This window comes from Vibrio iocasae (genome assembly GCF_042245395.1).
Lineage (GTDB): Bacteria > Pseudomonadota > Gammaproteobacteria > Enterobacterales > Vibrionaceae > Vibrio > Vibrio iocasae.
Genome location: NZ_CP145310.1, coordinates 1,301,105 through 1,315,159, shown reverse-complemented (window position 1 = coordinate 1,315,159; position 14,055 = coordinate 1,301,105). Strand labels below are relative to the sequence as shown.

The window sequence follows — 14,055 nt, the reverse complement described above, 5'->3', positions numbered from 1 at the left end:
GCTAAATAAGCGCCTGTAATCAGGCGCGTGTTGTTAGTTCATGTTGTGAGCTATTGCTTGTTCACTTCGCGTTGTTTCCAGAGCTTAAAGATGGCTGGAAGAACCAGAAGAGTGAGTACAATGGCCGAAGCCATTCCCCCAATCATGGGTGCTGCGATACGTTGCATCACTTCAGAGCCTGTTCCGGAGCCCTGCATAATTGGGATTAAACCGATAATGACCGTAAGAACCGTCATCATGATGGGGCGAACGCGCAGTCCGGCCCCTTCGATAATCGACTCTTTTAAGTCTTGTGAAGTCAAAGGCTGTTTGTCTTCCATCAAATCAAGTTTTCGGTGATGCCATGCCTGATTGAGATAAACCAGCATGATGACGCCTATCTCTACCGCCACACCAGACAGGGCGATAAAGCCCACACCGACCGCAATAGAGAAGTTGTAGTTCAGGTAGTGCATCAACCAGAGTCCACCCACCATCGCCAGAGGCAGAGTGAGCATGATGATCATGACCTCGCCAACGCGTCTGAAGCTGAAATACAAAAGCAACATGATGATGGCGATGGTCACTGGTGTGACGATGCTAAGCCGCGCTTTTGCTCGTTCCATATATTCATATTGCCCGGACCAGGCGAGGGAATAACCTGCTGGCAACGCCAGTTGATCGGATACCGCTTGCCTTGCTTCAGCGACGTATGAACCAAGATCTCGCTCAGCGATATCGACAAACACCCACCCGTTAGGGCGTGCATTTTCGGTTTTAATCATGGGAGGGCCATCTTCAAAACGGACGTCCGCCACATCCGTGAGTGCGATACGTGCTCCGCTTGGTGTCACCAGTGGAAGGCTTTGCAGTTTCTCAATGGAATCTCGGTATACCTGAGGATAGCGAACATTAATCGGATAACGCTCCAGACCTTCGGTTGTTTCGCCCACGTTCATGCCACCTATCGCGGTTGAGATAACCTGCTGGATCTGTTTGATACTCAGGCCATAACGGGCGGCCTGTCTGCGTTTGATATCAATGGCCACATATCGGCCACCGGCGACACGCTCAGCATAGACTGAGGCTGTGCCTTCGATGTTATTAAGAATAGGCTCCAGCTCCGCGCCAATGTCTTCAATAACTTTCAGGTCTGGACCCGCGATTTTTATTCCGATAGGTGTTTTGATACCTGTCGACAACATATCGATACGGGTTTTGATCGGCATGACCCATGCGTTGGTTAAACCGGGGAACTGGATTAGGTTGTCAAACTCCTGCCTTAGAGAATCTGTTGTGACGCCTTCACGCCACTCCTCTTTCGGCTTTAGCTGAATAACCGTCTCAATCATGGTCAGCGGAGCCGGGTCTGTCGCACTTTCTGCTCGTCCAACTTTGCCCCAGACTGTTGCCACTTCGGGTACGGTTTTAATAAGCTTGTTGGTCTGCTGCAAGAGCTCACGAGCCTTACCGATGGAAATGCCGGGATAGGTTGTTGGCATATACATCAGATCTCCTTCGTCTAGAGGAGGGATAAACTCGCTACCCATTTTAGTGATAGGGATGTACGCAGATGACATCAGGATAAGCGCGATAAGTACCATGCTCTTAGGGTATTTGAGGCTGACATTGAGCACGGGTTTATACAAGGCGATAAGAAGTCGGTTAACCGGGTTCTTATGCTCAGGTAGAATTTTCCCCCGAACCAGATACCCCATCAATACGGGCACCAGAGTGATGGACAAGCCCGCAGCTGCGGCCATGGCATAGGTTTTGGTAAATGCCAGTGGCGAGAACATTTTGCCTTCTTGCCCTTCGAGCGCGAATACCGGAACAAAACTCAATGTAATGATAAGCAGCGAGAAGAATAGGGGAGCGCCCACTTCCTCAGCCGCTTTTCCAATTACCTGCCATCGGTTTTTGTCTGTTAACGGGGTTCGTTCAATATGCTTATGCACGTTTTCTATCATCACGATAGCCCCGTCGACCATGGCGCCAATGGCGATAGCGATACCACCAAGTGACATGATATTGGCGTTGATGCCCTGCCAATGCATGACGATAAAGGCAGACAAAATACCCACAGGCAAGCTGAGTGCAATGACTAACGACGAGCGGATATGAAACAGGAAGAGTGCACATACAATCGCAACCACGATAAACTCTTCAGCCAGCTTCTCCCACAGGTTCTCGACCGCTTTATTGATAAGTGTTGAACGGTCATAAGTAGCAACAATCTCAACCCCTTCAGGCAGGCTGGACTGAAGCTCCGAAAGCTTTTGTTTTACGTTGGCGATAACCTCGCTGGCATTCTCACCAAAACGCATCACGATAACACCACCGACAGCTTCACCTTCACCATTAAACTCGGAGATACCCCGACGCATCTGCGGTCCCAGATTGATGTCGGCAATATCGCCCAGTAATAACGGGGTTCCTTTCTCTGTTACCTTGAGTGGGAGTGCTTTGATATCTTCGATACCGGATAAGTAGCCCGTCGTTCGCACCATATGCTCAGCTTCGGCCACTTCGATTACCGATGCACCTGTCTCCTGAGTACCCATCTTAATCGCGTTATTAACTTGCTGTAGCGTCAGGTCGTAAGCGCGCAATTTGGCAGGGTCAATCTGTATTTGGTATTGCTTAACCATGCCACCAACGGTAGCCACTTCAGACACCCCATCGACCGTTTGCAGTTCATATTTTAAAAACCAGTCTTGATAGCTACGAAGCTCGGATAAATCGTGCTGCCCCGTTTTGTCCTGAAGCACATAGCTGTATACCCAGCCCACACCCGTAGCATCTGGCCCAAGTGTCGGTTTGGCATCGGCAGGAAGGTTTGGTGCAACCTGGCTTAGATACTCCAGTACTCTGGATCGGGCCCAGTACATGTCTGTATCATCATTGAAGATGATGTAAACATAGGAATCTCCGAAGAACGAATAGCCACGAACCGTTTCTGCACCCGGTACGGCCAGCATGGCTGTCGTTAACGGGTATGTCACTTGGTCTTCAACAACTTGCGGTGCTTGCCCCGGATAACTTGTCTTGATGATGACCTGAACATCCGAAAGATCCGGCAGTGCATCAACAGGCGTGTTCTTAACACTAAACAACCCGGCAAAGACTAAAAACAAAGTAAACACTAGAACAACAAATCGATTGTTCAGAGACCATCTGATAATGGCAGGGATCATTGTTTACCTCCTGCTGGCTCAAGCGCGATCAATTTGGGTTCATTCCCTGATTTGTTGATCAGAAAACGAACCTGCTGCCCTTCGGAAAAGGGGGACAAGTCAACAGCCTCATCCACTGAGAAATTCATCTCTCCCGCATCCCAGCTCCATTCTGCGACTGGCTCATGATTGACGGTCAACATACCGAAATCTGCCATTAGCATGCTTATCTCACCAGTGACCCAGACACTCGGGTTATCGGCTTCCACCCCATTGATTCGGGCAAGATCTGCGCTCTGACTGGATTCAGAGTCGAGCATAAATTGAGCGGAGGTCACGACCTTATCGTCTTCAGTGAGTCCGGTCAGCACCTCAATAACTTCTCCGGCTTCTCTGCCCACCTCGATTCGTGCGGAGCGGTATTTACCATCGCCCTCAGACAATACAACTCGGGTCATGCCTCCAGAGCGAATGACCGATTCTCTTGGAATGGTCAGTACTGGCGCTTCAGATTCTGCCTGAAGTGCCACGCTGGCGAACATGTTTGGTTTAAGCGCGCCATCTTCGTTAGCAAACTTTAAGCGCACTCGCAGGGTTCGTGTTTTCGCATCCAGAATGGGATAAATGAAATCAACTTTTCCTTCCCAGCTACGTCCTGGAAAGGCACTCAAAACCATTGTGGCATTATTGCCCACACCGACCCAGTGAGACTGACGCTCAAACACTTCGACATCTATCCATACCTCATCGAGGGGCCCTGCACTGATAACCGTTTGAGCTGGGGAAATATAGCCACCTTCACGAATGTTCAGCTGAGCAATCACCCCATCAGCTGGGGCTTTTATGGCCACGTTCTGGCTCGCTCGCCCTCGTTTTGCAATTTGGTTAATCTGGCTTTTATCCAGCCCCAGAGCAATCAGGCGCTCTCTTGCCCCATTAACCAGCCCTTTGCGGCCTGAGCGGTAGGCGTTGAGCAACTCTTCCTGAGCTTTCACCAGTTCAGGGGAGTAAAGGGTAAAAAGCACATCACCTTTAGATACCTTCTCTCCAACCGCATCTACATTCAGTGTTTCCACCCAACCACTCACCCGGCTGTTGGTTTGCCACAAACGACTTTCATCAAAATTGATGTATCCCACGGTATCAATCTGCGGTGCCAATTTATTGAAAGAGGCGCTGGCGGTTTTAACCCCAAGGTTATTTTCTATTGCCGGGTCAATCTTAACCGTACCTTTCTTTGCACTGCCTCCGGACTCTTCTTCATAAACGGGGATTAGGTCCATCCCCATCGGAGATTTGCCCGGAGCATCTCTGCGATAGTTAGGATCCATTGGTGCAACCCAATAAAGTGGTTCTTTTTCTACTGAATTGGACATAGAACCTGACGACATCTCATGTCCACCCGTCAAATATTGATTTCCGGCAAAACCTAAAACGCCACCGATAAGCAGTGCCAGTGTGGCTACAGGTAGTGATTTCATTGATTGTTCTCCTCAAGCTCATAAGCTGCACTTAGTTCGGTGATGTTCTGGTCATATTGGTTAAGAACATAGGCAAGTTCATTTTGGGTGTTATTCAGATCGGCCATTAGCCGCGCCTCTTCTTTCGCGATCATGAGCTCATCTCTGGCTGCGGTTATCAGTTCGCTAAACTGGACGGTGTTGTTTTCGTACCCACGTTCAGTGGCCTGAGTGCGTTCTTTCGCTTGTTTGACTAACACCTCTTGGTAGCGCTGAATACGCTCTTCCAGATTATGTTTGTCGGAAATCAGGGTGTTGACTCTGGCATTCATCTGAACCAGAAGGAGATCTTTTTGAGACTTAGCTGCGCCAACCTGATGTTGAGCCGCCTCGTATTTTCGGTCCTGTTTTTTATTGGTGAACAGGGGAATGTCCATGGTCAGATAAGCGCTGACTAAATCCGATGCTGGCTGACCATTCATTCCGTTCGCCTGTCTGTAGGCGTACGCCACTTCAACTCCGAATTGAGGAGTGTAAGACTGCTCAGCGATAGACACCTGAGTTTCCTTACTTTGTATATTTTGTTCTGCGGCTTTGACTCTTGGGTGAGTGACCAGCAAATCAAAATATTCCGTCGAACTTGATTCGGTCACCTTGTCGATATCGAGCAGTGACTGCCAGTGGCTTTCAAGAGAGGCATTTAGCTGAGCGTCTTGAACATATTCTGGTTCTACCCACTCAGAGAGTTGAGCGCGAATACGCTGTTGCATTTGCCTATTTTTCTGGAGTTTCTCGTCAAGTTGACTGACCTGAAGCTCTGCATAAAGCAAGTCTTGCGTTTCACTTTTACCGAGAGAGTAGTTGGTCTCTATGAACTGGCTCATTTCCAGCATGAGTCCACGCATTTCTTCAGTAAGCTCATTTGCTCGAATCAAATATTTAAGCTCTATCCACAGCTGAGTAATGCCTTTAGCGATATCAAGCTTTCGTAGCTCCGCCTGATAATTGATAACCTGAGCCTGCTGCTCGTATTGTTTTTTTGATAAATCGAGCGTCGCGCCACGGCTGAACTGCTGAGACAGACCAACAGAAATGTTGGTCATGGCATCTTCATCGAACTTAAAACTGTCGACAGGTAGGCCACCTACACCAAATTTAACCTTTGGGTCCATCAAGGTTGCACTGGCAACACCGGTTTCTTTGAGCGAAAGGGCTTGTGAGTTGAGTTGAACGAGCCCCTGATCACGGGCAACCGCGAGCTCAATAATGTTATTTAAAGTAAATTGACCTTCACTGGCGTAGGAAGGTGTCAACACTGCATTCAATGCAAGTGTTAACGCAACTGATTTAATTTTCACTTTTAATTCCAATCGTTTACTGATGCAAACAGTTAGCCGAAACCAATAGTTTGCAAATAGAACAAGGCACACGGAAAAACCGCGTGAAACGAAAATGATGACCTTAGGTCATCCGATGGAATTTAAGCGATGGGTGGCCGAAACAGAGCGCTGGCTATAGAACTGACGCGACTTATCGGATCTTTTGAGATAAGAACGAGATCTGAGGTTTGCGACAACTCATAGTGCGGTGAAGTGATAACGGAATAGCTGGTGACACAACTGCTGTAACAGCATTGATGTTCTGAGGTCATGCTGTCTCCATCACAACACTCTTGCTGTTCATTAGAGACACTTTCATGGGACGAGGTGCAGTGCGAATCACCGATGTTCGTTGACATGCTCATTTGAGAGTCTGCGAGCATTTGCAAAGGCATAAGAGGAGCACTATTTACAACGTTAGAGAGCATGATAGCCACTAACGTCAGTACTGTTACCCAAATTGTGTGCATTTTTTGTCGCATCACAAACTCTTAAATTCTGCAAAACGGTGTAAATATCTATTAAGGCAGATGTTCTGTCAAGAAGAGATTGTGTCAATAGATTTACCTTATATGCTTACTGAGAATAGGAGAATATAAGCAATACTCTAAATATATCGCCCGCTGATGGGGTGTTATTTCAAATAGAATTAACAAAAAGATTATCAAATTATATTTGAGATTCATTCAAAGATTAGCCTGTTTATAAAGGGCTCTCTCGCCAGTAATATCAAAACGCTAAACATCCTAGCTTAACGAGACATCGCTTCTTAAATTCACTTTTTGGATAACCATCATGACACAGGTACATTTTCAACAAGGGCCAATACGTCCTCCTTCGGAAGCAGATAGCCTGCTAATAAGAACCACTCAAGGTTGTCCCTGGAACAAATGTAACTTCTGTACTTTATTCGAAGGAATGACATTTTCTATTCGACCAGTGGAAGAGATCAAAAAAGATATCTGGGCGGCTAAAGCGTTTTACAAAAATCGCAAATTTGATAGTTGTTTCCTTCAGGACGGTGACTCATTTGCTATGGAAACCGGTGATTTGTTGGAGGTACTGAAAACGCTTAAAGAAGCGTTTCCCGACTTGAAGCAGATCAGCTCTTATGGGCGAGCGCAAACAATGACGAAGAAGTCACCTGAAGAGATGAAAGCTATCTGTGATGCAGGATTGAATATGCTCTATTGCGGCATGGAGTCGGGCTCCCTGGATGTACTGAAGAAAATGAAAAAGGGCATTACACCTAAATCCATTCTTAAATCTGCAGATTATGCAAAACAAGCAGGTATGAAGATGATGACCTTCATTATCATTGGGTTGGGCGGTAAAGAGCTTTCAGAAAGTCACGTTATTGAAACGGCACAGGTACTAAACCAAATTAACCCGGAAGAGATCCGAGTTTTGTCACTGGCAGTAAAACCCGATACAGACCTGGACAAAATGGTACAGGATGGCAGTTTCACACCCCTTACTGAAATAGAGATGGTGGAAGAGCAGAGAAAGTTGATAAGCTTGCTCGAAGATATTGATGGCAACTACGGTAACTATCATTCAATCAACTTACTTATGGAGCTGAATGGCCGACTACCGCAAGACAAAAATACGTTTCTTGCCACAATAGGTCGTTTTCAGTCAATGAGCTCTAATGACCAACAAAACTTCGTACTTGGGCGACGCATTCACTATTATAACAAGCTCGATGATATGAAAAACCAGCTATTCTTTGATTCTGTTCAGCGAGAACTGACCAAGATTAGTGATGGCTCTATGGGTGAAATTGAAGAAATCTTTTATCAACTACGCCAGCGTATGATTTAACAAAAAAGGTCAGCAAAATGAATGATATTCAAAACTGGATTATTATGAACAACAACTCTGCGCGATGGTCTGTTGATGATAGGAAACTCACGGTTCAGGTCTCTGAGGGCAACATCTGGGGTTATGGTTCACCAGAAGTCGAGAATATTTTTATTAAGCCCGTTGAACAGCGTAAATATTCAGCTCAGGTCGATATCAATATCTTGCCGAAAAGAGCATACGAACAAGCCGGTCTGGGAATTTTCTGGGACAGTAATAACTACATCAAAATTAGCAAAGAGATGTTTAACGACCGTTTGTCTCTTGTGTTTGTTACAGAACGAGATGGTAATCCTCAAGTAAATAGTCTGGTCGATTACTCCGAGCGTGATGTCATCGTTAAACTCGAAAAGTCGGATGGTTTAATCACTGCGTTCTACCGCAAATCAGATGAAGATGCTTGGCTTAAGATGGGAGAAGCAGAGGCGTTACCAGGAAGCGAGCAGGGTGTAATGCTTTATACCTTCAGTGGATCTCAACTGGACCCAACAATCGCCACCTTTGAAAACTTTACATTGGACTACTAACCTCAAAATTGTTTTTTCTGGATAGGGAGTTAGCCAGCTAAGCGTTCTTCTTGTCCAGGATCCTGTTCAGATTCGTTACAGTCGGCATTTTCTTTTTTTAAATTGTCCCTTTTGGGTTTGCATTGCAAATCGGTATTGCTGGTGCACATCACAGAATTTCTCCTCGTTCCCACGGGGATTGTGGGAGCGGTAACAACTCAGATTTGCCCCTTTTCGGGTTAGAACAAGAGTTCTATGGTTTAGCTGATGAAATTTTTTGGCTTAGCTTTTCTAATGTGTAAGGAGCGAGCGATACATGCCCTGCTGCACTCGAAACATAGCCTTGCTGATAGAGATACTTATAAGACTCTTCCGTACACATTACCTTGCTCTTCTAAATCCCACCCTGTGAGGTTTTTTCTCAAAACTCTATAACTAACCCTAAATATATGCTTTACATCATCTTTTTCCGATTTTCATTAAGTTATAGTCATTTAATAAGCATGTAATTTAGTATGGATAATCTTGTGTACATCGAAAAACTAACTATCAAGAACTTTAAGAAAATCGAATCAGGTGAATACGAGTTTAATGAGAAAGTGAATATACTCGTTGGAGACAACGATTCAGGTAAAACTACAATACTGGAAGCTTTAGAGCTTGTTTCAAGCTCTAACTACAGAGGTAAATCTATAAATTCCTCACTATCTCCACAATTATTCAATAGTAAGGCGGTTAGAACATACCTTGATGGGGACCTATCCAAAGGCTCTCTGCCTGAAATTATTATCGAAGCATACTTATCTGACTGCCCTGAATACAGAGGTAAGAACAATTCAAAAAATAAAGAGCATGAAGGCTTATTTATCAAAATCTGCTTCGATGATGATTTAACCCCCACATATGAAGAGTTTTGCAATAACGCTAAAGTCGACAGCATCCCAACAGAGTTCTATAAAGTCGAGTGGTTTAGTTTTGCTTGGGAGCCAATTAAGTTTCTGAGCAGAAAAGTAAAGGGCCTATTTATCGACCCCACTAGACTTCATCCCACTTATGGTAAGACTCAATATTTATCCAACATCATTAATTCGTCCCTAAACAAAGAGCAGCAAGCTTTACTTCATCTAAACTATCGTCAATTGAAAAACTCCTTTGAAGAGCAGCAGCAAATTCAAGAGCTCAACAATGACCTTGACTCTGAGAATCAGGTCACCGAGCAAAACCTCTCGATAATAGCTGACACTAACTCGGGAACTGTCGAAGCTGGGCTCCAGCTAGCGGTAGACGAAATATCGTTTAACCATATAGGTAAAGGGGAGCAAAATAAAATACAGGTTAAGTTAGCTCTCTTAAACAAAGGTGGCAATGTCAACTTTGTTACTGTAGAGGAACCAGAGAATCACCTCTCTCATACAAACCTAAGCAGGTTGGTAAAATTCATTTCAGACAATACCAATAACCAAATATTTATTACCACCCACAGCTCTTATGTTCTTAACAAGCTTAGCCTTAACCATCTATGCTTGATTTCTGATGACTATCTTAGGCTAAAAGAAATTGATTCTGGTACAGCCAAAACCCTTCAAAGATTACCGGGATATGACACATTGAGAATTGTTCTCTCCAAAAAAGTCATTCTAGTTGAAGGGCCTTCTGATGAGTTGATTCTGAAGAAGAAATACTTACAAGATAACAAAAGGTTACCAGAAGAAGATGGCATTGATATCATCGTCGTGAGAGGTATAGGTTTCAAGCACTACCTTCAAATAGCCAAACTCATCGGAACCAAGGTAAACGTGGTAAAAGATAATGATGGTTCATACCAAACCAACATTGTTGATTATGCAAGTAACTTCAAGTTCAAAAACATTGAGTTCTTCTCTGAACCAAACGACGAACTAAAATCACTAGAGCCTTCACTAATCGCTGCTAATGGAAAAGATGAAAAAACTTTAGATGAATTCGCAGAAATAGCCTTATCAAAAATCGCCTACAACGAATACAAAGAGATTAAAAGTTTGGACGAGAAGATTAAATACTTCAAGGCTGTCTACGTAGGTGAAAAAGGAGACAAGAACTACGGTTCTAAAAAAGTAGATTCTGCTGTACGCATATTCGATAGCACGAACGTCATTCAGTATCCAAACTACCTGTTGGAGGCATTGAAGTTTGACTAAGAAACTCTTTATTGCCTGCGCTGGGGCAGGCAAGACAACTCGAATAGTCAAGGAATCAATAGAACTGACTGATGAAGGCAAGAAGGTTTTGGTTATTACTTACACGCGTAGTAACCAAAATGAGCTTTACAAGAAATTTGATGAGCTTGGCGGGCAGCGAAGGGACTTGTTCATAGTCAAGGGCTGGTATTCCTTCATATTAGAAGATGTAGTAAGGCCATATCAGAGATGTATTTTCACCACTCGCATTGATGGCATCAACCTCAATAGCAGTAACCCCCACAAGAGAGGGCGAATGAATATTCCGGGCAGGAAAGAAAAGTTAGGAGCGAAATACAATGAAAAGCATTTTCTGACCAGCCAAAATCGTGCCCATACAGAGTTTCTCTCAAAGCTAGGATGCAGGATTGTAAATGAAGACAACATTGCTATTTCTGAGCGAATCAGCTCGATATATAGCCGTGTTTATCTCGATGAAACTCAAGACTTTGCTGGCTGGGATTTTGACTTAATCAAGCTAATTGCAAAATCTAAAGAGCTTGAGATTCATGCTGTCGGGGACTTTAGACAAACTATATACCACACTTCCTCAAAGCCCAAAGCGCCATCTGATAGCCAACAAAAACTTGAGGCTTACAGGAAAATGGGGTTTGTTTCTAGCGCCCTCAACGAGTGTTGGCGCTCAATACAACCAATATGTGAATTTGCAGATACAGTTCACAAGGGAGAAGGGTATTCCAAAACAGTATCTAAAGTAGAAGTCCCTGACATAGGCATACATACAGGTATACATTTCGTTTCCAAAAAAGATGTCTCAAAGTATGTCAAACAACATACTCCCCTGATACTCAGGCACTCTGCTAACTCAGGTAAAGAGTTAGATATATATGAAAACTTGATGACCTTTGGTGACTCCAAAGGCCAAACGGTTGACCATGTACTAATTCACCCGACAGACCGCTTTACAAAGTTTCTGAAAGGACAAAATGGCGCTTTTGCCGATAAGCAAACTAGTCAAAATAAACTGTATGTCGCTATTACTAGAGCCCGGTACAGCGTCGCTTTCATAGTCAACGACAAGCATTTTGACGATGTTCTCTGGCAACCAGCTAATTAAGATATCTATATACACTAGATAAGCTGATCGGTTCTTAGTCCAGACGTTAATGCTATCAATCGGATTTCAGAGCTACGGGACATGCATATAAAGTTAAATAAAATGTGGAGAGATACCGAGTCTGGGAAAATAATCATGATTGATGATTTCGAAGAACGCGGTTAGCGTCAAGAAGGAAATACGAACATATGTGGCAATTTTGTGGTGATATTGAATATACGTGTGAAAATTGTGGCGACAGTGATCTTATACCGATAAGCGATTTCAATAATGATTGTATCGGTGGCTCTGAAAGAGGCATGGGCGAAGAATGCATATACGAGTTGTCGTATGAATTTGATTGCTGTGAGTGCATCAGCCCCATTTCTCTAAAGTACGAAGTGTCAGAGTATCCTGTAGAGTTTTTAAACTTTGTTCTGAATAAATCTACTGGAGCAGAAACATCAGGCGAAACCGACATTGAGTATCTTCGAGAAATATATAGTGCTGAAGATCTTCTGTTGTTCTATGAGAACATTCAGGGACTCATTGCTGCACTGAGATCTAGTCCAGAGCTAATGAGAGAAATTACACCGAGAGAGTTTGAGGAAGTTGTTTCAGAGATATTTCGATCAAAAGGATACGAAGTTGATCTGACTCAGAGAACTGCCGATGGTGGTAAGGATGTTATTGCAATTCACACAGATTCATTGGGAATACAAAGCAAGTATTTCATCGAATGTAAGCGTTACGCAGAAAATAAAAAAGTTGGCGTTGCCTTAGTAAGAGCACTGCAAGGAGTTAAAAACACGAAAGATGGTCCAAATAAAACGATTCTAGTGACCACCTCAACTTTCACAAAGGGTGCCAAAAACTTTGTTGAGCATGAAGCGTCTAGTAAATGGGACGTAACGTTGGCAGATTATAATACATTGGTGGGTTGGTTGAGTGACTACAAACAAAGCTAACAACCTCAAGTAAGAGGCCAACCTACGTTCCGCAACGTTTGGCTGTAGTGGTCAAGTAATACTGGCCACAGGTTTAGAGCTTTTCCATACTGTTGGTAATCTGAAATGCTTTCATTAGTGCAAAAGTTCTAACACGAAAATGATGTGATGGACGCCCCCATTAACGGCTTCGATGAGCCAGAATTAAGGTGTTAGCACTTAATTGCGAAGGAGCATCCATCATGAACATTAAAGTTGTTGGTATCGATATTGCCAAATCCGTCTTTCAGGTTTGTGTTCTACTTCATGATAACAAGGTGGCATGGAACAGAAAGATCACCAGAAGTGATTTGATGAAGAAACTGAGTCAGCTTCCTGAAAACACTCTCATCGCTATGGAAGCTTGCGCATCATCCCATCATTGGGCACGACAAATGAAGCAACACGGGTTTGAAGTCATACTGCTCCCAGCTCAATTCGTTAAACCGTTTGTTGGGCACCAGAAGAACGATGCCAATGATGCCAGAGCAATATGCGAAGCTTCCCAACGACCAGATGTTCACCCAGTTCAAGTAAAGACTATTGAGCAGCAAGACATCAAGGCGTTGCGAAACGTTCGCCAACGCCTTGTTGATAATCGCATTGCTTTAGTTAATCAATCTCGTGCTATGGCTGCTGAATATGGTGTGATATTCCCTAAGCACGTGACTAAATTTCAAGAACTTCTGCCATTAGCTATTGAAGATGCGAGTAATCAGCTATCTCACGTTATGAGGCGTGTATTGCTTGAAAACTACAATGAGCTTAGGCAGGTAAATAGGGATATTCAGCAAGTGGAACACGACTTACTGGAGCTGTGTAAAACCAATCCCCGTTTTAAAGCGTTACAAGAAGTTCCGGGATTTGGCCCCATTATCAGTTCTGCATTAATTAGTGAACTCGGTACTGGGAAGCAATTCTCTAATGGCCGTCAGTTTTCTGCTTGGTGTGGTTTAGTTCCGAAGCAACATAGTTCAGGCGGTAAATCCTGCCTGAAAGGTATTACCAAAAACGGCAATAGACAGCTACGAACGCTAATTTTGCATGGCGCACGAGCGGTTGTTCGGTATGCAGATAAACGTCAGGACAAGATGGGAATTTGGTTACGGGATCTTATTGCCAGAAGAGGCAAAGTTAAAGCTGTTGTCGCCTTGGCTAATAAGCTATGTCGAGTTGGATGGCATCTTTTAAGCTCAGGTGAACAATTCAACGTGAATAAAGCCTTTGCGTAACCGTTAATATATAGAGTTACTTACAAATAAACAGCAGTACCCGAGTTTGCAAGTATTGATGAACTAACGGTCAACGTCTCTGCGAAAACCTAATTTTGGACAAGGCATTACTGATGCCGTGAAAATGTAAAGGAAGCAGAGAGCAGATTACATCATGGCGCGAGCAGTAAAAGCTCATAGAGACGTCGGATATATGTCAGC

At 44.1% G+C, this 14,055-nt stretch carries 11 protein-coding genes; 6 read left to right on the top strand and 5 right to left on the bottom strand.

Annotation, left to right across the window (positions count from 1 at the left end):
- Positions 1-50: 50 nt before the first annotated feature.
- From SNR28_RS05900 to SNR28_RS05885, 4 genes are all read right to left on the bottom strand, one after another.
- Positions 51-3,176 carry an efflux RND transporter permease subunit gene (locus tag SNR28_RS05900; RefSeq protein WP_375748285.1) on the bottom strand — a complete coding sequence of 1,042 codons (3,126 nt, stop codon included), beginning with the start codon at positions 3,174-3,176 and terminating at the stop codon, positions 51-53.
- On the bottom strand, positions 3,173-4,636 hold the full coding sequence (locus tag SNR28_RS05895) for an efflux RND transporter periplasmic adaptor subunit (RefSeq protein WP_375748284.1): 1,464 nt from the start codon (positions 4,634-4,636) through the stop codon (positions 3,173-3,175). Before SNR28_RS05895 ends, SNR28_RS05900 begins: the two co-directional genes overlap by 4 nt.
- Positions 4,633-5,973 carry a TolC family protein gene (locus SNR28_RS05890; protein ID WP_375748283.1) on the bottom strand — a complete coding sequence of 447 codons (1,341 nt, stop codon included), beginning with the start codon at positions 5,971-5,973 and terminating at the stop codon, positions 4,633-4,635. Before SNR28_RS05890 ends, SNR28_RS05895 begins: the two co-directional genes overlap by 4 nt.
- A 122-nt stretch (positions 5,974-6,095) precedes the next feature.
- Positions 6,096-6,476 (bottom strand): hypothetical protein, encoded by a 381-nt coding sequence (locus tag SNR28_RS05885; protein ID WP_375748282.1) that lies wholly within the window; start codon positions 6,474-6,476, stop codon positions 6,096-6,098.
- Between the two features lie 313 nt (positions 6,477-6,789).
- On the opposite strand from SNR28_RS05885, the gene SNR28_RS05880 reads away from it, so the two are divergent.
- The gene (locus SNR28_RS05880) at positions 6,790-7,818 is read left to right on the top strand and encodes a radical SAM protein (protein WP_375748281.1); all 1,029 of its coding nucleotides are present in this window, start codon (positions 6,790-6,792) and stop codon (positions 7,816-7,818) included.
- 17 nt (positions 7,819-7,835) lie between these two features.
- Positions 7,836-8,384 (top strand): DUF1349 domain-containing protein, encoded by a 549-nt coding sequence (locus SNR28_RS05875; RefSeq protein WP_375748280.1) that lies wholly within the window; start codon positions 7,836-7,838, stop codon positions 8,382-8,384.
- Between the two features lie 232 nt (positions 8,385-8,616).
- On the opposite strand, the gene SNR28_RS05870 is transcribed toward SNR28_RS05875, so the two are convergent.
- On the bottom strand, positions 8,617-8,745 hold the full coding sequence (locus tag SNR28_RS05870) for a hypothetical protein (RefSeq protein WP_375748279.1): 129 nt from the start codon (positions 8,743-8,745) through the stop codon (positions 8,617-8,619).
- Positions 8,746-8,878: 133 nt separating this feature from the next.
- Here SNR28_RS05870 and SNR28_RS05865 point away from each other — a divergent pair, with 133 nt between their 5' ends.
- The 4 genes from SNR28_RS05865 to SNR28_RS05850 all read left to right on the top strand — a co-directional run bounded on the left by SNR28_RS05865 (position 8,879) and on the right by SNR28_RS05850 (position 13,854).
- Positions 8,879-10,540: an ATP-dependent endonuclease gene (locus SNR28_RS05865; RefSeq protein ID WP_375748278.1), complete on the top strand. Its 1,662-nt coding sequence runs from the start codon at positions 8,879-8,881 to the stop codon at positions 10,538-10,540.
- Positions 10,533-11,657 carry a hypothetical protein gene (locus SNR28_RS05860; protein ID WP_375748277.1) on the top strand — a complete coding sequence of 375 codons (1,125 nt, stop codon included), beginning with the start codon at positions 10,533-10,535 and terminating at the stop codon, positions 11,655-11,657. Before SNR28_RS05865 ends, SNR28_RS05860 begins: the two co-directional genes overlap by 8 nt.
- Positions 11,658-11,845: 188 nt before the next feature.
- Positions 11,846-12,604, top strand: a complete 759-nt coding sequence (locus SNR28_RS05855; protein ID WP_375748276.1) for a restriction endonuclease — start codon at positions 11,846-11,848, stop codon at positions 12,602-12,604.
- Between the two features lie 221 nt (positions 12,605-12,825).
- The gene (locus tag SNR28_RS05850; protein WP_375748275.1) at positions 12,826-13,854 is read left to right on the top strand and encodes an IS110 family transposase; all 1,029 of its coding nucleotides are present in this window, start codon (positions 12,826-12,828) and stop codon (positions 13,852-13,854) included.
- Positions 13,855-14,055: the final 201 nt, after the last annotated feature.